This window comes from Streptomyces scopuliridis (assembly GCF_042790125.1).
Lineage (GTDB): Bacteria > Actinomycetota > Actinomycetes > Streptomycetales > Streptomycetaceae > Streptomyces > Streptomyces scopuliridis_A.
In genome coordinates this window covers 233,447-259,013 of the sequence record NZ_JBHTZS010000007.1, presented here as the reverse complement: position 1 = coordinate 259,013, position 25,567 = coordinate 233,447, and the positions used below count along the sequence as shown (strand labels likewise).

27 protein-coding genes and 1 tRNA gene are annotated in these 25,567 nt (G+C 70.9%); 14 read left to right on the top strand and 14 right to left on the bottom strand.

The genetic code is table 11. The annotated features are described in order from the left end of the window. The first annotated feature begins 62 nt into the window (after positions 1-62). Both ACFRKB_RS14135 and ACFRKB_RS14130 read left to right on the top strand, forming a co-directional pair. Entirely contained in the window at positions 63-635 is a 573-nt protein-coding gene (locus ACFRKB_RS14135; protein WP_383105946.1) for a hypothetical protein, read from the top strand. Positions 636-942: 307 nt separating this feature from the next. Further along, positions 943-1,782 carry a response regulator transcription factor gene (locus ACFRKB_RS14130; RefSeq protein ID WP_383105944.1) on the top strand — a complete coding sequence of 280 codons (840 nt, stop codon included), beginning with the start codon at positions 943-945 and terminating at the stop codon, positions 1,780-1,782. 62 nt (positions 1,783-1,844) lie between these two features. On the opposite strand, the gene ACFRKB_RS14125 is transcribed toward ACFRKB_RS14130, so the two are convergent. The 6 genes from ACFRKB_RS14125 to ACFRKB_RS14100 all read right to left on the bottom strand — a co-directional run bounded on the left by ACFRKB_RS14125 (position 1,845) and on the right by ACFRKB_RS14100 (position 6,522). Further along, positions 1,845-3,077, bottom strand: coding sequence for an acyl-CoA dehydrogenase family protein (locus tag ACFRKB_RS14125; RefSeq protein ID WP_383105943.1), 1,233 nt, complete (start codon positions 3,075-3,077; stop codon positions 1,845-1,847). 9 nt (positions 3,078-3,086) lie between these two features. Further along, on the bottom strand, positions 3,087-4,118 hold the full coding sequence (locus ACFRKB_RS14120) for a phosphotransferase family protein (protein ID WP_383105941.1): 1,032 nt from the start codon (positions 4,116-4,118) through the stop codon (positions 3,087-3,089). Between the two features lie 114 nt (positions 4,119-4,232). After that, positions 4,233-5,156, bottom strand: a complete 924-nt coding sequence (locus tag ACFRKB_RS14115) for an MBL fold metallo-hydrolase (protein ID WP_383105939.1) — start codon at positions 5,154-5,156, stop codon at positions 4,233-4,235. A 103-nt stretch (positions 5,157-5,259) separates the two neighbouring features. Further along, positions 5,260-5,595, bottom strand: coding sequence for a DUF202 domain-containing protein (locus ACFRKB_RS14110; protein ID WP_383105938.1), 336 nt, complete (start codon positions 5,593-5,595; stop codon positions 5,260-5,262). Continuing rightward, entirely contained in the window at positions 5,595-5,987 is a 393-nt protein-coding gene (locus ACFRKB_RS14105; protein WP_365975274.1) for a YidH family protein, read from the bottom strand. Before ACFRKB_RS14105 ends, ACFRKB_RS14110 begins: the two co-directional genes overlap by 1 nt. A 10-nt stretch (positions 5,988-5,997) precedes the next feature. Next, on the bottom strand, positions 5,998-6,522 hold the full coding sequence (locus tag ACFRKB_RS14100) for an NUDIX domain-containing protein (protein WP_383105936.1): 525 nt from the start codon (positions 6,520-6,522) through the stop codon (positions 5,998-6,000). 101 nt (positions 6,523-6,623) lie between these two features. On the opposite strand from ACFRKB_RS14100, the gene ACFRKB_RS14095 reads away from it, so the two are divergent. The 3 genes from ACFRKB_RS14095 to ACFRKB_RS14085 all read left to right on the top strand — a co-directional run bounded on the left by ACFRKB_RS14095 (position 6,624) and on the right by ACFRKB_RS14085 (position 11,060). Further along, positions 6,624-8,282 (top strand): FAD-binding dehydrogenase, encoded by a 1,659-nt coding sequence (locus ACFRKB_RS14095; protein WP_383105934.1) that lies wholly within the window; start codon positions 6,624-6,626, stop codon positions 8,280-8,282. Positions 8,283-8,513: 231 nt separating this feature from the next. Then, positions 8,514-9,476, top strand: a complete 963-nt coding sequence (locus ACFRKB_RS14090; protein ID WP_383105933.1) for a hypothetical protein — start codon at positions 8,514-8,516, stop codon at positions 9,474-9,476. Between the two features lie 33 nt (positions 9,477-9,509). Further along, positions 9,510-11,060, top strand: coding sequence for an APC family permease (locus ACFRKB_RS14085; protein WP_383105932.1), 1,551 nt, complete (start codon positions 9,510-9,512; stop codon positions 11,058-11,060). Between the two features lie 51 nt (positions 11,061-11,111). Here the strand turns inward: ACFRKB_RS14085 and ACFRKB_RS14080 are convergent, their stop codons facing one another. Further along, positions 11,112-12,509 (bottom strand): GntT/GntP/DsdX family permease, encoded by a 1,398-nt coding sequence (locus ACFRKB_RS14080; RefSeq protein WP_365975267.1) that lies wholly within the window; start codon positions 12,507-12,509, stop codon positions 11,112-11,114. Between the two features lie 20 nt (positions 12,510-12,529). Further along, positions 12,530-13,039, bottom strand: coding sequence for a gluconokinase (locus ACFRKB_RS14075; RefSeq protein WP_383105930.1), 510 nt, complete (start codon positions 13,037-13,039; stop codon positions 12,530-12,532). Between the two features lie 154 nt (positions 13,040-13,193). Between ACFRKB_RS14075 and ACFRKB_RS14070 the strand changes: the two genes are divergently transcribed. From ACFRKB_RS14070 to ACFRKB_RS14060, 3 genes are all read left to right on the top strand, one after another. Beyond that, complete coding sequence (locus tag ACFRKB_RS14070) at positions 13,194-13,895, top strand: FadR/GntR family transcriptional regulator (protein ID WP_383105928.1); 702 nt, start codon at positions 13,194-13,196, stop codon at positions 13,893-13,895. A gap of 146 nt (positions 13,896-14,041) precedes the next feature. Beyond that, entirely contained in the window at positions 14,042-15,127 is a 1,086-nt protein-coding gene (locus ACFRKB_RS14065; RefSeq protein WP_383105926.1) for an S-(hydroxymethyl)mycothiol dehydrogenase, read from the top strand. After that, positions 15,127-15,756 (top strand): MBL fold metallo-hydrolase, encoded by a 630-nt coding sequence (locus tag ACFRKB_RS14060; protein WP_365975261.1) that lies wholly within the window; start codon positions 15,127-15,129, stop codon positions 15,754-15,756. The genes ACFRKB_RS14065 and ACFRKB_RS14060 overlap by 1 nt, the downstream gene beginning before the upstream one ends. On the opposite strand, the gene ACFRKB_RS14055 is transcribed toward ACFRKB_RS14060, so the two are convergent. Genes ACFRKB_RS14055 through ACFRKB_RS14045 form a run of 3 tightly spaced genes read right to left on the bottom strand, consistent with a single transcriptional unit; the run spans position 15,741 to position 19,153 of the window. After that, complete coding sequence (locus ACFRKB_RS14055; protein WP_383105924.1) at positions 15,741-16,673, bottom strand: pseudouridine synthase; 933 nt, start codon at positions 16,671-16,673, stop codon at positions 15,741-15,743. The two genes, ACFRKB_RS14060 and ACFRKB_RS14055, sit on opposite strands and share 16 nt — an antisense overlap. 31 nt (positions 16,674-16,704) lie before the next feature. Further along, positions 16,705-17,901 carry a cytochrome P450 gene (locus ACFRKB_RS14050; protein WP_383105922.1) on the bottom strand — a complete coding sequence of 399 codons (1,197 nt, stop codon included), beginning with the start codon at positions 17,899-17,901 and terminating at the stop codon, positions 16,705-16,707. Positions 17,902-17,944: 43 nt separating this feature from the next. Further along, complete coding sequence (locus ACFRKB_RS14045; protein WP_383105921.1) at positions 17,945-19,153, bottom strand: cytochrome P450 family protein; 1,209 nt, start codon at positions 19,151-19,153, stop codon at positions 17,945-17,947. 313 nt (positions 19,154-19,466) lie between these two features. Between ACFRKB_RS14045 and ACFRKB_RS14040 the strand changes: the two genes are divergently transcribed. Next, positions 19,467-20,339: a DMT family transporter gene (locus ACFRKB_RS14040; RefSeq protein ID WP_383105920.1), complete on the top strand. Its 873-nt coding sequence runs from the start codon at positions 19,467-19,469 to the stop codon at positions 20,337-20,339. A gap of 28 nt (positions 20,340-20,367) precedes the next feature. Here ACFRKB_RS14040 and ACFRKB_RS14035 read toward each other — a convergent pair whose 3' ends face one another. After that, positions 20,368-20,811, bottom strand: coding sequence for a PAS domain-containing protein (locus tag ACFRKB_RS14035; protein ID WP_383105919.1), 444 nt, complete (start codon positions 20,809-20,811; stop codon positions 20,368-20,370). A 144-nt stretch (positions 20,812-20,955) separates the two neighbouring features. Between ACFRKB_RS14035 and ACFRKB_RS14030 the strand changes: the two genes are divergently transcribed. Then, positions 20,956-21,474, top strand: a complete 519-nt coding sequence (locus ACFRKB_RS14030) for an inorganic diphosphatase (protein WP_383105917.1) — start codon at positions 20,956-20,958, stop codon at positions 21,472-21,474. A gap of 53 nt (positions 21,475-21,527) precedes the next feature. On the opposite strand, the gene ACFRKB_RS14025 is transcribed toward ACFRKB_RS14030, so the two are convergent. Then, positions 21,528-21,615, bottom strand: a tRNA-Leu gene (locus tag ACFRKB_RS14025). A gap of 268 nt (positions 21,616-21,883) precedes the next feature. Between ACFRKB_RS14025 and ACFRKB_RS14020 the strand changes: the two genes are divergently transcribed. The 3 genes from ACFRKB_RS14020 to ACFRKB_RS14010 all read left to right on the top strand — a co-directional run bounded on the left by ACFRKB_RS14020 (position 21,884) and on the right by ACFRKB_RS14010 (position 24,520). After that, a complete protein-coding gene (locus ACFRKB_RS14020; RefSeq protein WP_365975255.1) occupies positions 21,884-23,209 on the top strand; it encodes a M20/M25/M40 family metallo-hydrolase in 1,326 nt (441 codons plus the stop codon). Between the two features lie 150 nt (positions 23,210-23,359). Then, on the top strand, positions 23,360-23,593 hold the full coding sequence (gene chpH, locus ACFRKB_RS14015; RefSeq protein WP_383105915.1) for a chaplin ChpH: 234 nt from the start codon (positions 23,360-23,362) through the stop codon (positions 23,591-23,593). A gap of 141 nt (positions 23,594-23,734) precedes the next feature. Continuing rightward, positions 23,735-24,520: a chaplin gene (locus tag ACFRKB_RS14010; RefSeq protein WP_383105913.1), complete on the top strand. Its 786-nt coding sequence runs from the start codon at positions 23,735-23,737 to the stop codon at positions 24,518-24,520. A 122-nt stretch (positions 24,521-24,642) separates the two neighbouring features. Here the strand turns inward: ACFRKB_RS14010 and ACFRKB_RS14005 are convergent, their stop codons facing one another. Next, positions 24,643-24,831 carry a DUF5703 family protein gene (locus tag ACFRKB_RS14005; protein WP_030354641.1) on the bottom strand — a complete coding sequence of 63 codons (189 nt, stop codon included), beginning with the start codon at positions 24,829-24,831 and terminating at the stop codon, positions 24,643-24,645. A 47-nt stretch (positions 24,832-24,878) separates the two neighbouring features. Here ACFRKB_RS14005 and ACFRKB_RS14000 point away from each other — a divergent pair, with 47 nt between their 5' ends. After that, positions 24,879-25,529, top strand: a complete 651-nt coding sequence (locus ACFRKB_RS14000; protein WP_365975251.1) for a hypothetical protein — start codon at positions 24,879-24,881, stop codon at positions 25,527-25,529. The last annotated feature ends 38 nt before the right edge of the window (positions 25,530-25,567 follow it).

Genomic DNA, 25,567 nt, shown 5'->3' with positions numbered 1-25,567 from the left:
GAAGCGTTCCGCGTATCCGGCCACGCGCACCTGACCACGCGCATATGACTCTAGGGGGATCAATGAACAAGATCCGCGCGTTCATGCTGAGGGCCACGGTCGGCGTCTTCGCCGCCGGTACGCTCGCGGCCGGCCTGATGACGGCCCCGACCGCCGGGGCGCAGACTCCTCAGGACGACAGCCGCCAGGCGTTCACCGCGCAGACGCAACGGGCCGGGCTGACACCCGCCCAGGCCGGCGAGCTCCAGGACCGGGTCGACGGCTATCTCGCCGAAGAGCCCGGCAGCAGGCAGCTCTCCGCCAACAGGATCGCGATCGAGGGCGGCGACCTCGTCGTCGCCGCTCCCGGCCAGCGGTACGCCCGCGATCTGGCCGGGCCCGGGGCGAGCGGCCGGGCGCCCGCCGCGTGCGCGTACGGGCATCTCTGTCTCTACAAGCCGGGCGACTCGCGCGACTACTACCGGTGCGGGACCTACAGCCTGCCCTGGACCGGGGACGGCACGTTCAACAACAACCAGACCCGCGGTACGACCGCGAAGTTCCTGAACTCCGACCGCAGTGTCCGCTGGACCTCCACGGCACCCCAGACCGGCACGGCGACCTGGACGCAGGTCTACTACGTCGTGCCCTGCTGACAGCCCGACGGCCAGTTGCTCCGGTGGCGTGAAGGCCGGCCGGAGCGACGGCCCGAAGGCGTGAGGGGCCGAAGGGCGCCGTGTAGTTGCTGTGGCCGCGGCAACTGCACCGGCGGGCACCCCCCTCGGCCCAGGGCTCCCGGGGCGGCGGCTGTGCGCAGGCCCCGGGAGCCCCCTGTGGCGAGGCCGCTCCGGTCCACCATGGGCCCATCTACCCAGACGGTGACGGGTACGGCAGAATGAACACGGAGAGTATCGGTGTCGGTGCGTACGGCCATCACCGGCCGTCGGGGGCGCGGGGGTATCGATGGGGTCTGTCCTGTGGCGTGACTACGCCCATATGCTCGGTCTGGCTGTCGCCGTGCTGGAACACCCGGACCCGGAGCCCGCCTGGTCCTCGGTCCTCGCCGAACTGGCCCGGGGCACGCACGCGTCGGCCGTCTCGCTCTCCCAGGCCAGCTACGCGAAGCGGACCGGCCGCGTGGTCGCGTGGAGGTCCGCCCACGCGCTCTCGCAGGACTATCTGGACGCGCTGACCGCCCGGCAACTGCGCGCCGACAACCCCCTCGTGGCCCACTACACCTCCGCCCGGGACCACACGCCGCTGTCCGCGAGCCAGATCATGGGCGAGCGCTCCTGGCTGCGCAGCCGGAGCCACCGGCTGGCCCGGCAGACCCTCGGTGCCCATATGCTCGGGATTCCGCTGCCCGCCCCGGCCGGCGTCGCCAGAGGCTTCGTACTGCACCACGCGCAGGACGACTTCACGGCGGAGGAGCTGGCGTACGCGCGCCGTGTCCAGCCCCTGCTGGTCAGCATCGACTCCCACTACAGCGCCCTCGCGCGCTGGCGCGCCGCCGCCACCCGCGCCGCGCCCTCCTGTCCCGCCCCGTCCCGTGTCGCCTCGGTCACGGACCCGGTCGAGCGGGCGGCGGAGGCGGGGCTCACACCGCGTCAGCTCACCGTCCTCACGCTGCTCGCGGAGGCCATGCCCGCCACCGCGATCGCCCGCCGGCTGCATATCTCCCCGCGCACCGTCCACAAGCACATCGAGGGCATCTACCGCAGACTGGGCACCTGCGACCGGCTCTCGGCGGTCATGCGCGCCCAGTCCCTCGGCCTGCTCCCGCCGCCGTCGCCGGACTCCTGAGGTGCCGGACGCGCCGGCTCGGGACGCGTCACCCCCGGATGCGCCGGCTCCGGCGGCCCCGCTCAGAGGTACTTCTTCAGCTCCCGCCGTGCCAGCGACCGCTGATGCACCTCATCGGGGCCGTCCGCCAGCCGCAAGGTCCGTGCCGCCGCCCACAGTTCGGCCAGCGGGAAGTCCTGGCTGACCCCGCCCGCGCCATGCAGCTGGACGGCCGAGTCGATGATGCCGACGACCGCGCGCGGGGTGGCGATCTTGATGGCCTGGATCTCCGTGTGCGCGCCCTTGTTGCCGACCGTATCCATCAGCCAGGCCGTCTTGAGTACGAGCAGCCGCAGCTGTTCGACCGTCACCCGGGCGTCCGCGATCCAGTTCTGGACGACGCCCTGCTGGGCGATCGCCTTTCCGAACGCCGTGCGGGACACGGCCCTGCGGCACATCAGCTCGATCGCCCGCTCGGCCATCCCGATCAGCCGCATGCAGTGGTGGATCCGGCCGGGCCCGAGCCGGGCCTGCGCGATCGCGAAACCGCCGCCCTCCTCGCCGACGAGATACGAGGCGGGCACCCGCACATTGTCGAACACCACCTCGGCATGGCCGCCGTGGGAGTGGTCCTCGTAGCCGTACACCCGCATGGCGCGGCGGACTTCGAGCCCCGGGGTGTCGCGCGGGACCAGGATCATCGACTGCTGGCGGCGGACGTCCTCACCGTCCGGGTCGGTCTTGCCCATCACGATGAAGATCGCGCAGTCCGGGTTCATCGCCCCGGAGATGTACCACTTGCGGCCGTTGATGACGTAGTCGTCGCCGTCCCGCCGGATCCGCGTCCGGATGTTCGTCGCGTCCGAGGAGGCCACCTCGGGTTCGGTCATGGCGAACGCCGACCGGATCTCGCCCGCGAGCAGCGGCTCCAGCCACTGCTTCTTCTGCTCGGCGGTGCCGAACTGGGCCAGCACCTCCATGTTCCCGGTGTCCGGGGCGGCGCAGTTCAGCGCGGTGGGGGCCAGCTGCGGGGAGCGCCCGGTGATCTCGGCGAGCGGCGCGTACTGGAGATTGGTCAGCCCGGCGCCGTACGCGGTGTCCGGCCGGCTGTGCTGGTCCACGAAGAACAGGTTCCACAGACCCTGGGCGCGCGCCTCGGCCTTGAGGTCCTCGACGACCGCCGGGGTGTCCCAGGGATCGGCCAGCAGGGACCGCTGCTCGTGTGCCACCGCCTCGGCCGGCAGGACGTACGCGTCCATGAAGGCGAGCAGCCTGGCCCGCAGCTCTTCCGTGCGGGCGTCGAATGCGAAGTCCATGAGGGGTACTCAGCCTTCCTGGAGGGTGGTGAGGCCGTGCTGGATGAAGACGGGTACGAGAGCGCCGATCCGGTCGAAGCCGGGCCCCACGGTCCGGCCCAGGGTGTAGCGGTAGTGGATGCCCTCCAGGATCACGGCGAGCTTGAACCAGGCGAACGCCGTGTACCAGGAGATCGCCGAGGTGTCCCGGCCCGAGCCCGCGGCGTACCGCTCGATCAGTTCGGCGGGCGCGGGGTGGCCCGCGGCCCCGGCGGTCGTGCTGATCGGGGACCCCGTCAGCTCCAGACGAGCGCTGTACATCACCAGCAGCCCCAGATCGGTGAGCGGATCGCCGAGCGTGGACATCTCCCAGTCAAGTACGGCCTTGATCCGGTCGTCCTCGCCGAGCAGCACATTGTCGAGCCGGTAGTCGCCATGGATCACGGTGGCCGCGGGGGAGCCGGGCAGCGACCGGCCGAGGGCCGCGTGCAGCTCGTCGATACCGGCCAGTTCGCGGTCGCGGGAGGCGTCGAGCTGCTTGCCCCAGCGGCGCAGCTGCCGGTCGAGGAAGCCGTCGGGGCGGCCGAAGTCGGCGAGCCCGACCGCCTCGGGATCGACGGCGTGCAGCTCGACCAGCGTGTCGACCAGCGCCAGCACGGCGGCGCGGGTGCGCTCGGGGCCGAGCGGGGCGAGCTGTTCGGCCGTGCGGTACGGCGTGCCGGCCACGTACTCCATCACGTAGAACGGCGCGCCGAGCACGGACTCGTCCTCACAGAGCAGCAGCGGCTCCGGCACCGGCACGGCCGTCGGATACAGCGCCTCGATCACGCGGTACTCACGCTTCATGTCGTGCGCGGTGGCCAGCACATGACCGAGCGGGGGCCTGCGGACCACCCAGCGGTGGGCGGGGTCGGCGGAATCGGTGACGGTGTACGTCAGATTCGACCGGCCGCCCTCGATCAGCCGCGCGTCGAGCGGTCCGCTCACCAGGCCGGGAAGCGCGCGGTCGAGATGGCCGCGCAGCCGCTCGGGATCGAGTCCTGGCGGGGGGACTGGGCTCATCGTGCGTACCTCCGTGGGCGGTCGTGGCCGATACCGATGACTCATGATGCCGACCAGTCGGTATGTCGTCCAGTGCGGGGCCCGGTCCGGGGCGGTACGGGGGGCCGGGACCGGTCAGGCGTAGCAGGCCGGGATCGCTCCGCCGTTCATCGCGGCGATATCGGCGAAGACGGTGACCGGATCCAGCGGCGAGCCCTCGGGCAGCCCGTCCAGCTCGGCGTACGCCCGGTGCAGATTGCCCACCAGCCGCTCGCTCTCCCGCAGCCCGGCGAACGTCCCGAGATCGGCCGCGCGCGCCGTCTCCAGCGGGGTGAGGCCCCTGGTGTGGCCCTCCCGGGCCAGCTCGGTCACGTACCGCAGATACTCCTCCGTCGCGTCGAACGCCGACGGGTCGGTGACCGGACCGTGCCCCGGTACGACGACACCCGCGTCCAGCGAGCGCAGCAGATCCAGCGCCCGCAGGGAGCCGCGCAGCGAGCCCGCGGAGACGAACGGCGTGCCGCCCCGGAAGACCAGATCGCCGGTGAAGACGATGCCGTGCTCCGGCAGATGCACGATCGAGTCGCCCCGGGTGTGCGCCACGCCCGGGTGGATCAGCCGTACCTCGGTCCCGCCCACATGGAGGGTCAGCCGGTCGTGGTAGGTCACGGCCGGGAGCGCGATCCGGATATCGCCGAAATCCGTCCCCGGCCAGGCCAGCCGGAGTTCATGACCGGCGGCGGACTGCTCGTCACGGCAGGCGTCATGGCCGATGACGGTGGCCTCGGGGACGAACAGGCCGTTGGCGTAGGTGTGATCGCCGTGGTGGTGGGTGTTGACGACGATACGGGGGAGCGGGGCGCCCGTCGTCAGGATCGCTTCGCGCAGCAGCAGCGCGCGGCGTTCGGTGGCGGCGGTGTCGATGAGGAGCGTCGTCTCCCCGTCGCTGACGAAACCGGCGTTGTTGAGGCACCAGCCGCCGTCCGGCTGGACATAGGCGTGCACCTCGGGTGACCGGACAGGATCCAGTCGGACGAGATACGGATCGGTGGCAGTCATCGGGACCCCTGTTCCACGGTGAACGGTCCCTCCGAGCCTGCCAGCTGACGGCACGTCAGGGGGCGCCGCCGTACCGTCGGGCCGGTACCTTCGGGCCGGCTTTTCAGGCCAGCACCGCCACCGCGAACAGCGCCAGCAGGATCGTGCAGCCCGTCGTGGCGAGCGCCGCGCGCACCGGCAGCGGCCGTGGCACGGCGGCGTCCAGCGCCAGCGTGCGGCGGTGCGCGACGCCCAGGAAGGCCAGCCAGACCAGCGCGCTGAGCGCCGCGCCGGCCACCCCGGCGGCCGTGGTGCCGCCATGGACCGCCTGCCGGGCCGCGAGCACGGCGACCACCGTGCAGGAGAGCGTCGTACGCCGCCAGGCCAGCCGGGTCCGCTCGGGCTGGAGCCCCGGATCCCGGGCCGGGGCCCCGCCCGCGTCCCCGGGTGGCGCGGCCATCAGCCGGCCCGCCCCAGCACCACGATGACCAGCATCGCGACGGCGACCAGCCCCACCGCCAGACTCAGCAGCGTAGGAAACACGGAGACCGGCAGATCCTCCTTGCGCCGCATCGCCCGCTCGCAGCGCACCCAGTGGTTGACCGCGCGCAGCGCGCAGAACGCGCCCGCCGCGAGCAGCGCCACCGCGAGCCCGACCCGTACCCCCCAGCGCAGGCCCGGCAGGAACTGATCGACCGCGAACCCGCCGCCCACCAGCGCGAGCGCCGTGCGGATCCAGGCCAGGAAGGTGCGCTCATTGGCGAGCGAGAAGCGGTAGTCGGGGGTCTCGCCCTCCTCGGCGACGCGCCGGGGCGTGAACCACAGCCGCAGGCCGCGCAGAAAGTCGCTCACGTACCGCACCCTACGCGCGGAGCGCGCGGAGCCGCTCGTACGCCGCGAGACCGTCCGGTACCCATTCCCAGCCATCCGGACCCTGTCCGAGCCGGCGCTCCAGCTCCGCCTCCGGGAGGAAGTCGTGCCAGGCGACCTCCTCCACCTGCGGGCGCACCGGCAGCGTGCAGCGCACCTCGTACACCCGCGACCACCAGCTCCCGACGCCGTCAGCGAGCTCGTAAAGAAACGTGAACAGCGGTACGGGCCGGGGCAGCCCCGACACGCCCAGCTCTTCCTCGGCCTCCCGCAGCGCCGCCTCGTCATAGCTCTCACCCGCGCCGACGACACCGCCCACGAACATGTCGTACAGCGAGGGAAAGACCAGCTTCACCGGGGTTCTGCGGTGGACGAAGATCCGGTCCTCCGCGTCCCGCGCGAGCACGAAGACGGCGCGATGGCGCAGGCCCCGCGCGTACACCTCACCGCGCGGCGCCCGACCGACAACGCGGTCGTTCTCGTCGACGATGTCCAGGATCTCGCCAGCAGCGTTCATGAACGCCATCCAACCAGTTGACGCGTTACTCGCGCGTACGGAGGATCGGACCACCTGACAGGACCCGACCCAACCGATCCCGCCCGTGAAGGATGGCAGCCATGGCGTACGACGCTGATGTGATCGTGATCGGGGCGGGGCTCGCGGGCCTGGTCGCCACCGCCGAGCTGGTCGACGCGGGCCGTTCCGTGATCGTCCTCGACCAGGAGCCCGAGCGGTCCATCGGCGGACAGGCGCACTGGTCCTTCGGCGGTCTCTTCTTCGTGGACTCGCCCGAGCAGCGCCGGCTGCGGATCAAGGACAGCCGGGAGCTGGCCCTCCAGGACTGGCTCGGTACGGCGGGCTTCGACCGCCCCGAGGACGACCACTGGCCGCGCAAGTGGGCCGAGGCGTATGTCGACTTCGCGGCCGGCGAGAAGCGGGCCTGGCTGCACGGGCAGGGCATGCGGTTCTTCCCGGTGGTGGGCTGGGCGGAGCGCGGCGGGTACGACGCGACCGGACACGGCAACTCCGTGCCGCGCTTCCACATCACCTGGGGCACCGGGCCCGGGGTGGTCGAGCCGTTCGAGCGGCGGGTGCGCGCGGGGGTCGCGAAGGGGCTCGTGACGTTCCGCTTCCGGCATCGTGTCACCGCTCTCGCCACCACCGCGGGCGTGGTCGACACCGTGAGCGGCGAGACCCTGGAGCCGAGCGAGGCCGCGCGCGGCACGGCGAGCAGCCGTACGGTCACCGGCGCCTTCGCGTTCAAGGCGCAGGCGGTGATCGTCACTTCGGGCGGTATCGGCGGCAACCACGAGCTGGTGCGCGCCCAGTGGCCCGAGCGGCTCGGCACCCCGCCGCAGAAGCTGCTCTCCGGTGTCCCCGCGCATGTCGACGGACTGATGCTGGGCATCACGGAGGCGGTGGGCGCCCGGCACATCAACCGGGACCGGATGTGGCACTACACCGAGGGCATCGAGAACTGGAACCCGATCTGGGCCAGGCACGGCATCCGTATCCTGCCCGGCCCGTCCTCGCTCTGGCTGGACGCGCGCGGCCGGCGGCTGCCCGTTCCGCTCTTCCCCGGCTTCGACACGCTCGGCACGCTGGAGCACATCATGCGCTCCGGCCACGAGTACACCTGGTTCGTCCTCGACCAGCGCATCATCGGCAAGGAGTTCGCGCTCTCCGGCTCCGAGCAGAACCCCGATCTGACCGGGAAGTCGGTCCGGGGGGTGATCGGGCGGGCGCGCGCCGAGGTCCCCGACCCGGTCAGGGCGTTCATGGACAACGGCGCCGACTTCGTCGTGGAGAAGGATCTGTCCGCGCTGGTGCGCGGAATGAACGACCTCACCGGGGAAGGGCTGATCGACGAGGACCGGCTGCGCCGTGAGATCACCGCGCGCGACCGTGAGATCGCCAACCCCTTCACCAAGGACCTCCAGGTCATGGCGGTCCGGGGCGCCCGGAAGTACCTGGGCGACAAGCTGATCCGTACGGCCGCCCCGCACCGCCTGCTCGACCCCGGGGCCGGCCCGCTGATCGCCGTACGGCTGAACATCCTGACCCGTAAGTCGCTCGGCGGCCTGGAGACGGATCTGTCCTCCCGCGTCCTGACCGCGAAGGGCGCGCCGCTGCCCGGCGTCTACGCGGCGGGCGAGGCGGCCGGCTTCGGCGGCGGCGGCGTGCACGGCTACCGCTCGCTGGAGGGCACCTTCCTCGGCGGCTGTATCTTCTCGGGCCGTACGGCGGGCCGGGCGGCGGCGAAAGCCGTCAGGTAACGGGGGCAGACCGGCGGACAGGCAGGCCAATACCCGTCCGAGCTGGGGCCGGCGGTGGAAACCGGGTCACAACCACGGAGGCGGACCCGGGGCGCAAAGAGGGAGCAACGGTGCGCTACGGCTGGACAGTTGGCGCACTTCGCATCAAGACAGCCCTTGACGGAAAGCGTTGCCTACCGATTGGCTGTCGGCGATCATCGCCCGTTCATGTGCCCTGGAGGATTCCCGCGGATGTCCCCGCCTCCGCCACCACCCCTGGGCCGCTCACGAAGACGGGGCTCCCGCTCCGGCCAGTTCTTCGATCCGGCCCTTGACGACGCCCGGCTCGGCGCCGTACGCGGCCAGTTGGCCCAGGGCCGCTGGTCCGAGGCGCGCACCCTGCTCGCCGAGACCGGCGACGACTGGGACCGGCGAGGCCACCGCGTCGTCGTCCTCGCACAGGTCTCCGGCGCCACCGCCTGGACCCGGGACTGGCTCCTCGCCGAACCGGAGAGCGCCGACGCGGCCACCCTGCTCGCCTGCGCCACCGTCGTCGGCGTACTGCGTGGCAGAGAGAAGGAACAGCGCGCGCGGGACGCCTGCCGCGACGCCATCCGGCGGGCCCCGGCCGATCCCACGCCCTGGCTCGGACTGCTGCTGCTCGCCCGTACGCTCGGCACGGAGGAAGAGACCTCACAGCTCTTCGACGAGGTCAGGACCCGGCATCCGGACCACCACCACGCGCATCATCTGATGGCGGCGCGGCTCGCGGAGCGCCATCCCGACGCCGGCCAGGACCCGCTGCACGAGGTGTACGACTTCGCCGCCTGGGCCGCCGAACAGGCCCCCGCCGACTCACCGCTCGCCATTCTGCCCGTGGTCGCCCACGCCGAGCGCTACCGCGTCCTCGCCGTTGCCGGACAGGAGCCCGGCGACCCCGCTGCCTCCGCCCACTGGACCGGACGCCGCGCCCGCCAGGTGCTCAAGGCCGCCTTCGACTGGTGGCTGGAGTGGGAGTCCGAGGAGCATCCGCGCGGCCGGGTCGACCTCAACTTCCTCGCCCACGCCCAGTTCCACGACGGGCGGCTCGCCGAGGCCGCCGCGCTCTTCCAGCGGATCGGCCGGCACAGCACCCCAGCCCCCTGGTCATATCCCGACCTGGACCCCCAGAAAGCGTTCCTCGCCGCGCGCCACGCCGCGCTCGGCTCCGCCTGAGTCCCCACCGCTCTCCGAAAGGACGACCCTGTCATGTCGACGGGCAGACCCAGCACGAGCGAGCTCAACGAGATCCATACGTACAAAGGGCAGGAACGGGCGCTGCGCGCCGGCCGGCTCGGCACGGTGGGCCTGCTGCTTTCCGTGCTCGCCGCGAGCGCGCCGATGCTCGTCGTCGCCGGCGTCATGCCCACGGTCTTCGGTGTCATGGGCATCGTCGGCCAGCCCCTGCTCTATGTGATTCTCGGCGTCGTCCTGGTGCTGTTCAGCTTCGGGTACGCGGAGATGAGCCGGCACGTGCACAACGCCGGGGCGTTCTACGCGTATATCGCCCGAGGGCTCGGCCCGACCGCCGGTGCCGGCGCCTCGCTCGTCGCCCTCGTCGCGTACAGCGCCATGCAGGTCGGTATCTACGGCATCCTCGGCTTCGAGGTCTCCGGCCTCTTCGCCACCTATCTCGGTCTGACCGTGGCCTGGTGGATCCCGGCGCTCGTCGCCGCCGCGATCGTCGGTCTGCTCGGCTGGCTCAAGATCGACCTCAACGCCAAGGTGCTCGGCGTCCTGCTGATCATCGAGTGCGCGCTGGTCGTGATCTTCGACTTCGCCTCCCTCGCCGATCCGGGCGCGGAGGGGGTGTCCCTGGCCGCCTTCAACCCCGACACCCTCACCGGCGCGGGGCTCGGGACCGCGCTCTGCTTCTGCATCGCCGCCTTCGTCGGCTTCGAACAGGCTCCGGTCTACGCCGAGGAGACCAGCCGGCCGCATGTCGTCGTCTCACGTGTCATGTTCCTGGCCGTCGGCTACGCCGCGCTGTTCCTGGCCTTCAGCGCCTGGGCGCTGACCGTCGCCGCGGGGCCCGGCTCGATCGTCAAGGCCGCGGGGGAGCAGGGCCCCACGCTGCTCTTCGGACTGACCGAGAGCAGGCTGGGCGCCACCTTCACCGACGTCCTGCATGTCCTGTTCGTGACCGGCATGTTCGCCGCGCTGCTCAGCTTCCACAATGTCGTGGCGCGCTACGCCTTCGCGATGGGCCGCGAGGGTCTGCTGCCCGCCGCCTTCGGCCGCACCAACAAGTCCAGCGGTGCGCCCGCCTCGGGCTCCGTGCTCCAGTCCGCGATCTCGGTCGCCGTCATCCTGGCCTTCGCCCTCACCGACGACAAGCCGGCCGGTGACCCGACGGCCCCGGTGCTCCATCTCTTCACCTGGATGGGCAACATCGGCGCGCTCGGGGTCATCGTGCTGATGGCCGCGGCCTCCCTCGCCGTCATCGTCTTCTTCGTACGGCGGGGAGCGGCGCGCCATCAGGCCGCGCGGCTGGTGGCCTCCGGGCTGGCGGGTATCGCGCTGGTGATCATCGCCGTCTACACCGTCAAGGACTTCGACATCCTCGTCGGGTCGGGGCCCGGCTCCGCGCTCAGCTGGGTGCTGCCCGGGATCATCGCTCTCGCGCTGGCCGGCGGGCTGGTGTACGGGCTGGTGCTGCGCTCCGCCAAGCCCGAGGCGCACGCGCGGATCGGGCTCGGCAACGAGGCCTTCCAGCTGGAGAAGGCGGCCGAGTCGGAGACGACGGAGACCGCGGTCTGACGGCACCCGCGGTCCCTGGCTTCACGGGACCGCGGGTGCTCTCCACTACGACTACAACACCAGCGAGAGCAGCAGAACGCAGCCGAGGCCGACCACCGAGATGATGGTCTCCATCACCGACCAGGTCTTCAGCGTCTGGCCGACGCTCATCCCGAAGTACTCCTTCACCAGCCAGAACCCGGCGTCGTTCACATGGCTGAAGAAGAGCGAGCCCGCGCCGATCGCCAGCACCAGCAGCGCCGCGTGCGTCGTCGACATGTCCGCCGCGAGCGGCGCCACCAGCCCGGCCGCCGAAATGGTCGCCACGGTCGCCGAGCCGGTCGCCAGCCGGATCGCCACCGCGATCAGCCAGGCCAGCAGCAGCGCGGGGATCGACCAGTCCTTGGAGAACTCCAGCACCATCTGGCCCACGCCCGAGTCGATCAGCGTCTGCTTGAAGCCGCCGCCGGCGCCGACGATCAGCAGCACGCCCGCGATCGGGGCGAGCGACTTCTCGACGGTCGAGGAGATCCGGTCCTTGGTGAATCCGGCCGCGCGGCCCAGCGTGAAGATGCCGACGAGCACGGCGGCGAGCAGCGCGATCAGCGGGGAGCCGACGACGTCCGCCACGCGCTGGACGGTGTTCTCCGGATCGTCCACGACGATGTCCACGAGCGCCTTGCCCAGCATGAGCACGACCGGCAGCAGCACGGTGGAGACCGTCGCCACAAAGCTCGGCCGGGTCTCCAGATCGTCCGAGGTGCGCTGCGGCACCATCTTCTCGGGCGTCGGGATGTCCACCCAGCGCGCGGCGTACCGGGAGAACAGCGGGCCCGCGATGATCACGGTCGGGATGGCGACGACCACCCCGAGCGCCAGCGTGACCCCGAGGTTGGCGTCGACGGCGTCGATCGCGACCAGCGGCCCGGGGTGCGGCGGGATCAGACCGTGCATCACGGAGAGCCCGGCCAGCGCCGGGACGCCGATCCGCATCAGGGAGTAGTTGCCGCGCTTGGCGACCAGCAGGACGACCGGGATCAGCAGCACGATCCCGACCTCGAAGAAGAGCGGCAGCCCGATCACCGAGGCGATCAGCACCATCGCCCACGGCATGGCGCGCCCGCCCGCCTTGGCGAGGATCGTATCGACGATCTGGTCGGCGCCGCCGGAGTCGGCGAGCAGCTTGCCGAGGATCGCGCCGAGCGCGATCAGTACGCCCACCCCCGCGACCGTGGAGCCGAGGCCGGCGGTGAAGCTGGTGATGACCTTGTCCAGCGGGGCGCCCGCGAAGGCGCCGAGCGCCAGCGAGCCGAGGGTCAGGGCCAGAAAGGCATGGAGCTTGAAGACGGTGATGAGCAGGACGATGACGGCTATACCGGCGAGAACCGCTATACCCAGCTGCGCGTTGCCCGCCGAGGTGATCGGCTCGGCTGCGTCCGCTGCCAGCGTCTCGACACTGAGACTGGTCACGGGAGTCACGGAAACTTCCTTCAGCTTTCGAGCCGGCGCAGCGCGGCGACGGCCCGGTCGGTGATTTCTTCGGGGGTGCCGGACACATCGACGGCCACACCCGCTTCGTCCGCGCCCAGGTTCTCCAGGGCGGCGAACTGCGAGTCCAGCAGCGCGGTGGGCATGAAGTGCCCCTTGCGCTCCGACATCCGGTGTTCGATCAACGGCCGGTCACCGGTGAGGTGGAGGAAGACGGCGCCCGGCGCGGCCGACCGCAGCCGGTCCCGGTAGGCGCGCTTGAGCGCGGAGCTGCTCACCACACCGCCGAGCCCGGCTCTGTCGTGCGCCCAGGCCCCGATGGCGTCCAGCCAGGGCAGGCGGTCCGCGTCGTCGAGCGGGGTGCCGGCGGACATCTTGGCGATGTTCTCCGGCGGATGGAAATCGTCGCCCTCGGCGTACGGGACGCCCAGTGCGGCGGCGAGCAGGGGGCCGACCGTGGTCTTGCCGGTTCCTGCCACGCCCATCACCACGACGACGTGGGGGGTGCTCATCGCATGCCTCGCTGTCTTCCTCGACATCGGCTTCAGTCCGTCCCGGGCATCGGGCCGTCGCGCTACTGAAACCTATTAGGTACGACTTATTCAAGAGGATGTGATGTAAACGTCGTACTTAATCTGGGAGCCGTGTGCCCCGTAGGGTTGTCCCATGACCACTGAAGGCCGGGGCTTGCATACCCGTGTGCTGGACACTCTCGGCCTCGCCATCACCGCGGGCGAGTACCCGCAGGGCAGTGTGGTGCGCACGGACGAGGTGGCCCAGCGCTTCGATGTCTCGCGCACCGTCGTGCGCGAGGTGGTCCGCGTGCTCGAATCCATGCATCTGGTGGAGTCCCGGCGCCGGGTGGGCGTGACCGTACGCCCCACCGAGGAGTGGAACGTCTACGATCCGCGCGTCATCCGCTGGCGCCTCGCCGGCGCCGACCGGCCCCGTCAGCTGCGCTCGCTCACCGTGCTGCGCTCGGCGGTCGAACCGGTCGCGGCGGGGCTGGCCGCCCGGCACGCCACGCCCGAGCAGTGCGCCGCTCTCACCGAGCAGGCGCTCGGCATGGTCGCCACCTCCCGGGGCCGCCGGCTGGAGGAGTATCTCGTCCATGACATCGCCTTCCACCGGGTGGTGCTGAACGCGTCGGGCAACGAGATGTTCGCCCGGCTCGGCGATGTGGTCGCGGAGGTCCTCACCGGCCGTACGCACCACCAGGTGATGTTCGACGACCCGGATCCGGCCGCCGTGACCCTGCATGTCCAGGTCGCCGAGGCGGTACGGGAGGGCGACGCGGCCCGCGCCGAGGAACTCACCAGGCAGATCGCCGTCGGAGCCCTGGAGGAACTGGACGTACTGGCCCCCTGACCCGCACCCGCCCGCGACCGCGCGCCGCGGCACGGGAGGGTGCTTCGGCCCGGGAGGACACCGGCACGGGATAGTGGGGGATGACGGAACGTTCGGTATGTGAGCGTCCGAGCGTAAGACGGCGTGAGGAAAGGCAGGTCCTGGCAATGGCGCAGCAGGTGCAGGGGGTCATCGCCCCCGGCAGGAACGAGCCGGTGAGGGTCGAGACGATCGTCGTACCGGACCCCGGCCCCGGCGAGGCCGTGGTGAAGGTGCAGGCGTGCGGCGTCTGCCACACGGATCTGCACTACAAGCAGGGCGGCATCAACGACGACTTCCCCTTCCTCCTCGGCCATGAGGCCGCGGGCGTGGTCGAGTCGGTCGGCGAGAACGTCACCGATGTCGCGCCCGGCGACTTCGTGATCCTCAACTGGCGTGCGGTGTGCGGGAACTGCCGGGCCTGTCTGCGCGGACGGCCGCAGTACTGCTTCAACACCCACAACGCCGCACAGAAGATGACGCTGACGGACGGCACGGAACTCTCCCCGGCGCTGGGCATCGGCGCGTTCGCCGAGAAGACCCTCGTCGCCGCGGGCCAGTGCACCAAGGTCGACCCGAGCGTCTCACCGGCCGTCGCCGGTCTGCTCGGCTGCGGCGTGATGGCGGGCATCGGCGCCGCCCTCAATACCGGCCAGGTCGGCCGGGGCGACTCGGTCGCGGTCATCGGCTGCGGCGGTGTCGGTGACGCGGCGATCGTCGGCGCGCGCCTCGCGGGCGCGGCCCGGATCATCGCCGTCGACATCGACGACCGCAAGCTGGAGACGGCGAAGTCGATGGGCGCCACCCACACCGTCAACTCCCGCTCCACCGACCCCGTCGAGGCGATCCGCGAACTGACCAACGGGTTCGGCGCGGATGTCGTGATCGAGGCGGTCGGCCGCCCGGAGACGTACAAGCAGGCCTTCTACGCCCGTGATCTGGCCGGGACGGTCGTCCTGGTCGGCGTCCCCACCCCCGAGATGACGCTCGAACTGCCGCTGATCGACGTCTTCGGCCGCGGTGGCTCCCTCAAGTCCTCCTGGTACGGCGACTGTCTGCCGTCCCGCGACTTCCCGATGCTCGTCGACCTGCACCAGCAGGGCCGGATCGATCTCGGCGCGTTCGTCACCGAGACCATCGGACTCGGCGATGTCGAGAAGGCGTTCGCCCGGATGCACGAAGGCGACGTCCTGCGTTCCGTGGTGGTGTTCTGATGACCGTCCGTATCGACCATCTCGTCACCTCCGGCACCTTCTCGCTCGACGGCGGCACCTGGGACGTCGACAACAACGTCTGGATCGTCGGCGACGACTCCGAGGCCATCGTCATCGACGCCGCGCATGACGCCGCGGCCATCGAGAACGCGCTCGGCGGCCGGACGCTGCGCGCCATCGTCTGCACCCACGCGCACAACGACCACATCGACGCCGCACCGGCACTCGCCGCCGCCACCGGCGCGCCCGTACTGCTGCACCACGACGATCTGCCGCTCTGGAAGCAGACGTATCCCGAGCAGGTCCCGGACGGCGAGCTGACCGACGGCTCCACGATCAGCGTCGCGGGCACCACCCTGACCGTGCTCCACACCCCCGGACACGCTCCGGGCGCGGTCTGCCTGTACGCCCCCGAGCTGTCCTCGGTCTTCACCGGCGACACGCTCTTCCAGGGCGGCCCCGGCGCCACCGGACGGTCGTTCTCGCACTTCCCGACGATCATCGACTCGATCCGCGACCGGCTGCTCGGTCTGCCGCCGGAGACGGTGGTCCGTACGGGACACGGCGACACGACCACGATCGGCGCCGAGGCGCCCCACCTGGCGGAGTGGATTCAGCGCGGCCACTGAGACAGGGCGAGCCGGCTCTCGAACCGGTACGGCTCGCCCGTCACCGGATCGGTGAACTCCAGTACCTTCGCGAGGAGTTGCAGCGGTGACGCGTAGTCGTCAGGGCCTTCCGGCCGGACGACCGGATACACCGGATCGTTGAGGATCGGCAGTCCCAGACGGTTCATATGGACCCGCAGCTGATGGGTTCGGCCGGTGGCCGGCAGCAGCCGGTACCGGCCGGACCCGCCCCGCCGCTCCACCAGCTCGATCCGGCTCTCGGAATTCGGCTCGCCCGGGACCTCCCGCGCGGCCAGCACCCCGCGCTCCTTCTCGATCCGGCTGCGCACCGTCACCGGCAGCGCCACGGCGGGATCGTACGGCGCGACCGCCTCGTACTCCTTGCGCACCAGCCGGTCCCGGAACAGCGTCTGGTACGCGCCCCGGTCCCCGGCGCGTACGACGAAGAGCGTGAGCCCGGCCGTGAGCCGGTCGAGCCGGTGCGCGGGCTGCAACGCGGGCAGCCCGAGATCCCGCCGCAACCGGGCCAGCGCGGTCTCGGTGATATGCCGTCCGCGCGGGGTGGTGGCCAGGAAGTGCGGCTTGTCGGCGACGACGATCCGCTCGTCGCGGTACACGATCCCGACCTCGTACGGCACCCGCTCCTCGGCGGCGAAGTCCCGGTGGAACCACACGTACCGCCCGGCGGCATACGGCTCCGCCGCCCCCACCGGCCCGTCCAGCCCGACGAACCGCCCCTCCCTCAGCATCGCGTCGACCCGCCCGGCCCCGATGGCGTCCCCGAACCGCGCGACCAGATGATCCCGCACGGTCGGCCACGCCCCGGCCTCGTCCGGCGGCAGCCGCAGCCGCACCGGATCGATCCCGTCCCGCTGGGGGAGGGGCGAGGGGGGAGGGGTGCGGTGTCTGTGTGCCACGGGACCGTGAGTCTAGTGGTCGGGCGGGGTGTCACCACGTGACGGGCACGGCGGCGGGCACGATGGCCATCCTGTTGGGTACCCAGGGGACTTCGTCGGCGGGGACCGCGAGGCGGACGCCGGGAAGGTGCTCCAGCAGCGTGGTGAACGCGGTCTCGGACTGACGCCGGACGAGATGGGCGCCCGGGCAGTGGTGGCGTCCATAGCCGAAGCGCAGATGGGGATTTGGCGAGCGGGCGGGGTCGAAGCCGTCGGGATGGGGAAAGGCGTCGGGGTCGTAGTTGACGGCGTCGAGGGAGAGCAGGATCAGGTCCCCCTCCTTCACCGGCACCTCGCCGAGTTTGTCGTCCTGGGTGACGAAGCGGGGGATGGCGTTGCCCAGGACGACGCCGTGGCGCAGCAGCTCCTCGACACACCGCGGCATCGTGTCCGGACGGGCGCGCAGGCTGTCCATCACCTCGGGGTGCTGGAGGAGACGGACGGCCGCCACGCCCAGGAAGCTCGCGAAGTCCTCGTAGCTGGTGACGAAGAGGAGGGCCGCGATGTTGGAGAGCTGCTTCTCGTCCAGGCCGCGCCGGCGGTCGTTGAGGTCGGCGAGGCGGTCCAGCAGCCCGCGCGGCTCGGCGGGACGGCCGGCGAGGTGCTGGTGCATGTAGAGACGGAGCTCTTCCCAGTTGCGCGCCAGCTCCTCGTCGCTGGGAGTCTTCATGGTCAGGTCGAGGTCGGCCCGTTCGGCGAGCCAGTGCCGGTCCTCGAAGGGCAGACCGAGGGTGCGGCACATGCACCGCGCGGCGACCCATTCGGCGAAGTGGCGCTGGAGATCGCCCGGACTCCCGCCCTCCACCATCGCGTCCAGCCCTTCCCGGGTGACCTGGGCGACCCAGTCGGCGGGGAGGTAGGGCTGGCCCCGGCCGAGAGCCTTCAGCACCTCGTCGCGCAGCCCGGCGCGCTGGAGACAGCCCATGGCGTCCAGCAGTTCGGGGGCCAGGATCGGGGCGTCCTGAGTGGGACCGTCAGGACCGGCGAGCGCGGACCGGGCGAACTTCCGCTCCCGCAGGACGTGCTGGGCCAGCTCATAGCCGGTGACCAGCCATGCCTCGCCGCCGGCGTTCGTGCGCACCCTCGCCACGGGGCACCGGCGCTGGAGATCGCGCAGCTGGGGCGCGAGCCGGTCGCCGCGATCACTGAACGGATAGTGCGGCAGGAGATCTTCTTCGGTCGCGGGCACGGTCGGCGGGACCTTTCTCGTACGGGTCGCGGAGGGGCGAGGGTCACCAGCGGACCGGCAGGCGGGCCGGGGCACGCAAGGGCGTCGTCTCGTCCCACGGCAGGGAAGCCGCCGGTTCGGCGAGGGTGAGGCCGGGCAGGCGCTCCAGCAGCACCCGCAGGGCGACGGAGAGTTGGAGCCGGGTCAGATGAGCGCCGGTGCAGTAGTGCGGGCCGTGCCCGAACGCGACGTGCGGGTTCGGGCTGCGGGTGAGGTCGAGTCGCGCGGGATCGTGGAACGCGGCCGGGTCGTGGTTGGCCGAGGCGATGACCGGGACCACCGCGTCACCGGCGCGGATGTGCCGGCCGCGCAGGGTGAAGTCCTCCTCGGCCACCAGGACGTTGATCGCGTTCATCAGCGGCACGTACCGCAGCAGTTCCTCCACCGCCGTGTCCATGCCGTCCGGCCGCTCGCGCAGCCGCCGCATCTCGTCGGGGTGGGTGAGCAGGGTGAGCAGCGCGTTGCCCAGGTGCTGGATGTTGGTCTTGTAGCCGGCCATGAGCATGGTCACCACGAAGCTGACGATGTCGTCGCGCACCAGTTCACCGCCGGTGCGGCGGCACTCCGCCAGGAGCAGACCGATGCAGTCGTCACCACCGCCGGCACTCTCCCTGCGGTCGATGAGGCCGGACGCGTAGTCCTGGAGCGCGTACAGGGCCGCCAGGATGTCCTCCATGTCCAGGCCGGACGCGCTCAGGAGCGTGAGGGTGTGCGGCAGATAGACATCGCGGTCCTCGTACGGCAGGCCCACCGTCTCGCACAGCACCTTCAGCGGCAGCGGCTCGGTGAAGGCGGCCACGAGGTCGGCACCGGTCCCCGCGGCCACCATGGAATCGACGAGCTCCTCCGCCATCGCCCGGATCCTGGGGGCCATGAACTCCAGGCGACGGCGCCCGAACAGCGGCAGCACACTGCGGCGGACCCGGCTGTGGTGCTCGCCGGTCATCTCCAGGAACGTCGGCAGGCACGGTGGCGGGGCGTCCGGCCCCTCGCGCGGGGGCCAGGCGGACAGCAGCGGCCTGATGAGCCGGGGATCGGCGAAGGCGGCGCGCACGTCCTCATGGCGGCTGATGAGCCAGCCCACTTCGCCGTTGGGCATCAGGGCCCTGACGACCGGCTGCTCCTCGCGGAGCCGGGCGTAGGCGCAGGGTGGCCCGGCGTCCCCGGGATCGAAGGCCGGTACCGGCATCGATGCTTCCGGCAGCGTGGTCACGTCGTGCACTCCTTGCTGTGACGGGTACGTACGGCTCGGTGGCGGGTACGTACGGGCGGGTCGGCCGGGCGACGTCGCCGGTGGTGAACCGCCCCGGTTCCGACGGCTCGCCGGGCGCGGCACACCCAGTCTCTCCAGCTCAGCGGCGAGGCATGCCCCCTGCGCGGAGTGACGCATGTTCGAGTGAACGGCGCCGTTGACGTGTTCGGTGCCCGCACGGCACCGCACGCCGGGGTCCCCCGTTCGGCCCCGCCCGGACCCTGCGCGCCGGGATGAGAGCCCTTCCGGAACCCGTCAGCCGCATGATGGACCGGTGATCAGTGTCCTGTTCGCCGTGCTGACCGCGATCAGCAACGGCTCCGCCTCGGTGCTCCAGCGCCGCGCCGCGTCCACCGTGCCCGACGCCGAGGCGATGCATCTCTCGCTGATCAGGCATCTGCTGCGGAAGAAGGTGTGGCTGGCGGGGATCGGGCTGGTGATCGTGGCCGCCGTGTGCCAGGCGGTGGCGCTCGCCACGGGACCGATCGCGGTGGTCCAGCCGATCTTCGTCATCGAGCTGCCCGCCACCCTGCTGATCGCGAGCTTCGCCTTCCGGATCCGGCTGAGCCGGTCCGCCTGGCTGGGAGTGGCGGCGGTGACCTGCGGTCTCGCCCTGGGCATGGCCTCCGCCGCGCCCGGCGGAGGCAGCGAGAGCGTCCCCGGATACGCCTGGATCCCGGCCCTGATCGTCACCGGGGTCTTCGAGGCCGCGCTGATCACCTGGTCACGGCGGCTGCGCGGCAATGCCCGTGCCGCGCTCCTCGGGCTCGCCGCCGCCTGCGGATACGCGCTGACCGCGGCGCTGATGAAGGACGCCGTGTCCCGGCTCGACAACGGCGGCGGCTTCCTCGCCCTGGTGAGCGCCTGGCAGCTCTACGGCACGGCGGTCGCCGGGGTGGGGGCGCTGTTCCTGCTCCAGAACGCCCTCCAGGCCGGCTCACTGGTCGCGTCCCAGCCGATGCTCACCCTCGGCGACGCGCTGATCAGCATCACGTACGGCGTGACCCTCTTCGGCGAGAGCCTGCGCACCGGCTGGTGGCTGCTGCCCGAGCTCATCGGGGTGGCCCTGATCGCGGCGGGCTGTGTGGAACTGGCCCGCTCGCCCCTCATGACGGGCGCCAAACCCCCGCCGCCCCGGGTGCGCTGACCCGCCTCCGGATACGCGACGGCACGGCTCAGGACGCCGTGGGGTTCGGTGTGGCTTCCAGCAGCCGCCGGCGTACCTCCTTCTCCTGGGCCCGCCGCGCCGTGACATCCCGGATGACGGCCCCGACGTGGCTCGCCCTGCCCTCGGAGTCGGTCAGCAGCACCACACTGAACTCGATGGAGATGGTCGAACCGTCCGAGGTGAGCGCGGGAACCGCCAGGAGGTCGTTGTCCCCGTACTTACTGGTGCCGGCGGCCATGGCCGCCACAAAGCCGTCCGTATGACGCTGCCGGTGCTTCTCGGGGATGATCACATCCAGATCGCGACCGGTGACCTCGGCCGCCGAGTAGCCGAAGATCCGCTCCGCTCCCCGGTTCCAGTAACGGATCAGCCCTTCACGGTCGACGATCACCAGACCGTCGGGGGCCCGTGCCGCCATCGCGAGAATCACTACGGGGTCCAAGTCGCCCATGACGCCTCCGAGTCGAGATGATCCGTCGTGGACACCCTAGGGCTCGTGGCAGCGACTGTATACAGTCGACCGCGCTTCGGGGCGCTGCCGAACCGCACATAACGGGGCACACTGGTGCACGTGTCTGTGGTCGGGAGGCAGGTCGTGAGGGACTTCGATGTGACCGTGGAGATTCCCCAGGGGTCGCGGAACAAGTACGAGATGGACCACGAGCTGGGCCGTATCCGGCTGGACCGGCTGCTCTTCACCGCCACCCGCTACCCCGCCGACTACGGCTATATCGACGGCACGCTGGGCCGGGACGGCGACCCACTGGACGCGCTCGTCCTGGTCGGCGATCCGACGTACCCGGGGTGCGTCATCAGATGCCGGGCGATCGGGATGTTCGTCATGCGCGACGAGAAGGGGCCCGACGAGAAGGTCCTGTGCGTGCCCGCGGGCGATCCGCGGCACGCCGTGCTGCGGGACATCGCCGATGTGGACAGCTTCGACCTGCTGGAGATCACCCACTTCTTCGAGGTGTACAAGGATCTGGAGCCCGGCAAGTCCGTCGAGGGCTCCCACTGGGAAGGGCAGGAGCGGGCGTACGAGGAGATCGAGGCGTCCAGGCTCCGCGCCGGCGCCGCGGCCCGGCGGCCCGGCCACGTGGGAAACCGCGTATGACATACGAATGGCGCCGACCGGAATCCGGCCAGCGCCATCAGCTGCTGTACTGCTGGTGTCCGAGGGGGGACTTGAACCCCCACGCCCGATAAAGGGCACTAGCACCTCAAGCTAGCGCGTCTGCCATTCCGCCACCCGGACCAGGTGTCTGCCGGGCGGCCCTGGGCCGTTCCGACGTGGAAAACCATAGCAAACATTCGACGGTGCCCGATCACGCCCCGATCCGGGTGACGGCCCCCGTGACGGCCGCCGTGACGGCCCCGGCGGCGGGGCGCGCCGCGGCACGGGCGGCGGCCTTGTGACGGGCGTATGTCAGGCCGGGGCCTGTCTTGGGGTGCGGGGCGGATCGCGGGAGTATGTGGGGGACCAGCAGCGAGAACCACCAGCAACGACCGTGGGAGTGAGCAGCGTGAGCGAGCCGAACGCGGGCAGGACCGTCTCGGGCGAGGACGAGGTCGTCGACCTCTGCCGTGATCTGATCCGGATCGACACCAGCAACTACGGAGATCACTCGGGACCGGGGGAGCGGGCCGCCGCCGAGTACGTCGCGGAGAAGCTCGCCGAAGTGGGCCTGGAACCCCAGATCTTCGAGTCCCACAAGGGCCGTGCCTCCACCGTCGCCCGGATCGAGGGCGAGGACCCCTCCAGGCCCGCCCTGCTCATTCACGGTCACACGGATGTCGTTCCGGCCAACGCCGAGGACTGGCGGCACCATCCGTTCTCGGGCGAGATCGCGGACGGCTGTGTCTGGGGCCGGGGCGCGGTCGACATGAAGGACATGGACGCGATGACCCTGGCCGTCGTGCGGGACAGGATGCGCAGCGGCCGCAAGCCCCCACGCGACATCGTGCTGGCCTTCCTCGCCGACGAGGAGGCGGGCGGCACGTACGGGGCGCGGTATCTCGTCGACAAGCACCCCGGGCTCTTCGAGGGCGTCACCGAGGCGATCAGTGAGGTCGGCGGCTTCTCCTTCACCGTCAACGAGAATCTGCGGCTCTATCTCGTCGAGACGGCGCAGAAGGGCATGCACTGGATGCGGCTGACCGTGGACGGCACCGCCGGGCACGGCTCCATGACCAACAACGACAACGCCATCACCGAGCTGTGCGAGGCCGTGGGGCGGCTCGGCCGTCATCAGTGGCCGGTGCGGGTGACCAAGACCGTGCGGTCCTTCCTGGACGAGCTGTCCGACGCGCTGGGCACCCCGCTCGATCCGGAGGACATGGACGCCACGCTCGCCAAGCTCGGCGGTATCGCGAAGATGATCGGTGCCACGCTGCGCAACTCCGCCGCGCCCACCATGCTCGGCGCCGGCTACAAAGTGAATGTGATCCCCGGCCAGGCGACCGCGCATGTCGACGGCCGTTTCCTGCCCGGGTACGAGGAGGAGTTCCTGGCCGACCTCGACCGGATCCTCGGCCCGCGGGTCAAGCGGGAGGACGTGCACGGCGACAAGGCCCTGGAGACCAGCTTCGACGGGAAGCTGGTGGACGCCATGCAGACCGCGCTGTCGGCGGAGGACCCGATCGCGCGGGCGGTCCCGTACATGCTCTCGGGCGGCACCGACGCCAAGTCCTTCGACGACCTCGGCATCCGCGGCTTCGGGTTCGCCCCCCTCAAGCTCCCCCCGGAGCTGGACTTCGCCGGGATGTTCCACGGTGTGGACGAGCGCGTACCGGTTGACGGCCTTCAGTTCGGTGTGCGGGTGCTGGATCGGTTCATCGACCACAGCTGACAAGGGAGTTGGAGGTTCCGGTAATCGACAGCGTGTGCACACGGGACTGAAAAGAGTGAATGCGACCATACGCTCGTAGCCTCATTACTTCCCCTTCGTTACAGGTGTGCGGTCCGCGGCTGGGACCGCATTTGCCAACAAGGAGGAACAATGATCAAGAAGGTCGTCGCTGCTGCGGCTGTTACTGGTGGTCTGGTGCTCGCGGGTGCGGGCATGGCCGTCGCCGACGCGGGCGCCCAGGGTGCCGCCATCGGTTCTCCCGGTGTCCTCTCCGGCAACGTGGTCCAGGTTCCGGTCCACGTTCCGGTGAACGTGTGCGGCAACACGATCTCGGTGATCGGGCTGCTGAACCCCGCCTTCGGCAACGTGTGCATCAACAAGTGACGTTGTATCTCTCTCACCCTGTGAGGGTCTGAGCCCGAGTGGCCCCGGAGTGCGCGCCATGCACTCCGGGGCCGCTGGGCATCCTGCCCCGGCACCGATGCCCAGGGCAGCTCCGGAAGGCAGAAGGCAAGGATCGAAGCTATGAGACAGGTCACGCGCAAGGGCCTGATGACCGTGGCGGCCGCGGGGGGCGTACTCGCGCTCGGCGGCGGCTACGCACACGCGGACTCGGGAGCGAGCGGCACGGCCGCGAACTCACCGGGGGTGCTGTCCGGCAACAACGTTCAGGTTCCGGTGCACGTCCCGGTCAATGTGTGCGGGAACACCGTCGATGTGGTCGGGGTGCTCAACCCCGCCTTCGGCAACAACTGCGCCAATGTGTCCGGCAAACCGTCCGGACACGGCGGCTCACACGGCGGGGGCCACAACGGCGGCTCGCACCCCGGCGACACACACACCGCACCGCCGGGCGGCTCCCACGCGGGAGGCGGCGCGGCCAACTCTCCCGGCGTCGGCTCCGGCAACTCCGTCGAGGTGCCGGTCGACATCCCCGTGAACGTCTGCGGGAACTCCGTCGATGTCATCGGCGTGCTCAACCCGGCCATGGGCAACGGCTGCGCGAACGGCGAGACCGCCCAGCCGCCGGCCAAGCCCGGGCAGCCCGGGGAACCCGGCAAGCCCGGAGAGCCGGCCGTCCCGCACGAGCCCGGCACACCGCCGACGTCCGAGCGGGCGATCCCGCCGGGGCCGGGCGGGCCCGGCGCCCCGAACACCCCCGAGACGCAGGCCGTCGCACAGTCCGAGGGCACCGACGTCCTCGCGCAGACCGGTGCGGGCGCGCTCGGGATCATGTTTCCGGCGGGCGCGGGACTGCTGCTCGCGGGCACCATCCTCTACCGGCGCTCCCGGTCCCGTTCCGTCGTGTAGCCACACGCGTAGTCACACGGCTACGCACCGTACGAGAACGGATCGAAGCCCGACCGGGAACGGAACAGGGCAGTACACGGGCGGGCCTCGCAACAGCGGGGCCCGTTCCGTCGTACTCACCCTCACCAGGTGGCGCGCACCTGACGGATGATGCGCCGGCGCAGCCGCACTCTGCGACTGCCGTCCCGGTGCAGGCTCAGACGGTCCAGTTCCCAGTGTCCGTACTCGGCGTGGTCGGTGAGCAGACGCGCCGCTTCCTTGCGGGAGACCCCGCGCGGCACGTACACGTCGACAAATTCGTATTCCGGCATCGCATCTATTGTGCGGGCAGAGCCCCGGTACGGATAGCGTCTGCACTATGTCTGATGCTGCGCAGCCCACCGCTGCCGAGGTACGCGCTGCCGCCGAGGCGGTCAAGGTAGCTCTGGACCGCCATCTCGCGGCGGTCGAACACCGCACGGGTGAGGACGACCCGGCTGTTTCCGACGCGTTCAACGCCCTCGCCGTCGCGGCCGAGGTCTATGACGAGCGGCTCTACAACCGGTACGACGAAGTCACCCCCTTCGAGATCCCGGACCCGGACGACTCACTGCCGCCCTACAACGGTCCCGAGGAGCCCAACGCCCTCAGCGTGCTGATCCGGCGCGACTACGCGGTCGTGGAACCGCAGCGGCTGCTCGCACAGGCACAGCGCATCGCCGATGTGGAGGGGGACACCGACAACGGAGGAGTGGCGAGCGGCAGTGTGCACGCCGCCCTCGGTGTGCTCTTCGGCGAGTACGAACCGGATGAGATCGCCTCCCGGCACAAGGAGTTCGGTCTTGAGGAGGGCGACTCCACCCTCTGGGTGTCGGCCGCGGACGATCTCCCGGAGCCGGGGGAATGGCTCTCGGCCCCCTTCGACCAGGCCGACCCCCAGCAGGTGGTCTGCCGCTTCGATGTCAGCGCGGTCTTCGACGAGGACGATCTCGACGCGGACATCGACGACCTGGAGGAACAGGACGCCTGAGCCCTCACGGCCCGCGCCCCGGACGAGGAGGTCCGGGG

What these genes read in the sequence shown, in the direction of transcription:
- ACFRKB_RS14135 (WP_383105946.1), top strand. Translation starts at nt 63, where the DNA reads ATGAACAAGATCCGCGCGTTCATGCTGAGGGCCACGGTCGGCGTCTTC.
- ACFRKB_RS14130 (WP_383105944.1), top strand. Translation starts at nt 943, where the DNA reads ATGGGGTCTGTCCTGTGGCGTGACTACGCCCATATGCTCGGTCTGGCT.
- ACFRKB_RS14125 (WP_383105943.1), bottom strand. Translation starts at nt 3,077, where the DNA reads ATGGACTTCGCATTCGACGCCCGCACGGAAGAGCTGCGGGCCAGGCTG.
- ACFRKB_RS14120 (WP_383105941.1), bottom strand. Translation starts at nt 4,118, where the DNA reads ATGAGCCCAGTCCCCCCGCCAGGACTCGATCCCGAGCGGCTGCGCGGC.
- ACFRKB_RS14115 (WP_383105939.1), bottom strand. Translation starts at nt 5,156, where the DNA reads ATGACTGCCACCGATCCGTATCTCGTCCGACTGGATCCTGTCCGGTCA.
- ACFRKB_RS14110 (WP_383105938.1), bottom strand. Translation starts at nt 5,595, where the DNA reads ATGGCCGCGCCACCCGGGGACGCGGGCGGGGCCCCGGCCCGGGATCCG.
- ACFRKB_RS14100 (WP_383105936.1), bottom strand. Translation starts at nt 6,522, where the DNA reads ATGAACGCTGCTGGCGAGATCCTGGACATCGTCGACGAGAACGACCGC.
- ACFRKB_RS14095 (WP_383105934.1), top strand. Translation starts at nt 6,624, where the DNA reads ATGGCGTACGACGCTGATGTGATCGTGATCGGGGCGGGGCTCGCGGGC.
- ACFRKB_RS14090 (WP_383105933.1), top strand. Translation starts at nt 8,514, where the DNA reads ATGTCCCCGCCTCCGCCACCACCCCTGGGCCGCTCACGAAGACGGGGC.
- ACFRKB_RS14085 (WP_383105932.1), top strand. Translation starts at nt 9,510, where the DNA reads ATGTCGACGGGCAGACCCAGCACGAGCGAGCTCAACGAGATCCATACG.
- ACFRKB_RS14075 (WP_383105930.1), bottom strand. Translation starts at nt 13,039, where the DNA reads ATGAGCACCCCCCACGTCGTCGTGGTGATGGGCGTGGCAGGAACCGGC.
- ACFRKB_RS14070 (WP_383105928.1), top strand. Translation starts at nt 13,194, where the DNA reads ATGACCACTGAAGGCCGGGGCTTGCATACCCGTGTGCTGGACACTCTC.
- ACFRKB_RS14065 (WP_383105926.1), top strand. Translation starts at nt 14,042, where the DNA reads ATGGCGCAGCAGGTGCAGGGGGTCATCGCCCCCGGCAGGAACGAGCCG.
- ACFRKB_RS14060 (WP_365975261.1), top strand. Translation starts at nt 15,127, where the DNA reads ATGACCGTCCGTATCGACCATCTCGTCACCTCCGGCACCTTCTCGCTC.
- ACFRKB_RS14035 (WP_383105919.1), bottom strand. Translation starts at nt 20,811, where the DNA reads ATGGGCGACTTGGACCCCGTAGTGATTCTCGCGATGGCGGCACGGGCC.
- chpH (WP_383105915.1), top strand. Translation starts at nt 23,360, where the DNA reads ATGATCAAGAAGGTCGTCGCTGCTGCGGCTGTTACTGGTGGTCTGGTG.
- ACFRKB_RS14010 (WP_383105913.1), top strand. Translation starts at nt 23,735, where the DNA reads ATGAGACAGGTCACGCGCAAGGGCCTGATGACCGTGGCGGCCGCGGGG.
- ACFRKB_RS14005 (WP_030354641.1), bottom strand. Translation starts at nt 24,831, where the DNA reads ATGCCGGAATACGAATTTGTCGACGTGTACGTGCCGCGCGGGGTCTCC.
- ACFRKB_RS14000 (WP_365975251.1), top strand. Translation starts at nt 24,879, where the DNA reads ATGTCTGATGCTGCGCAGCCCACCGCTGCCGAGGTACGCGCTGCCGCC.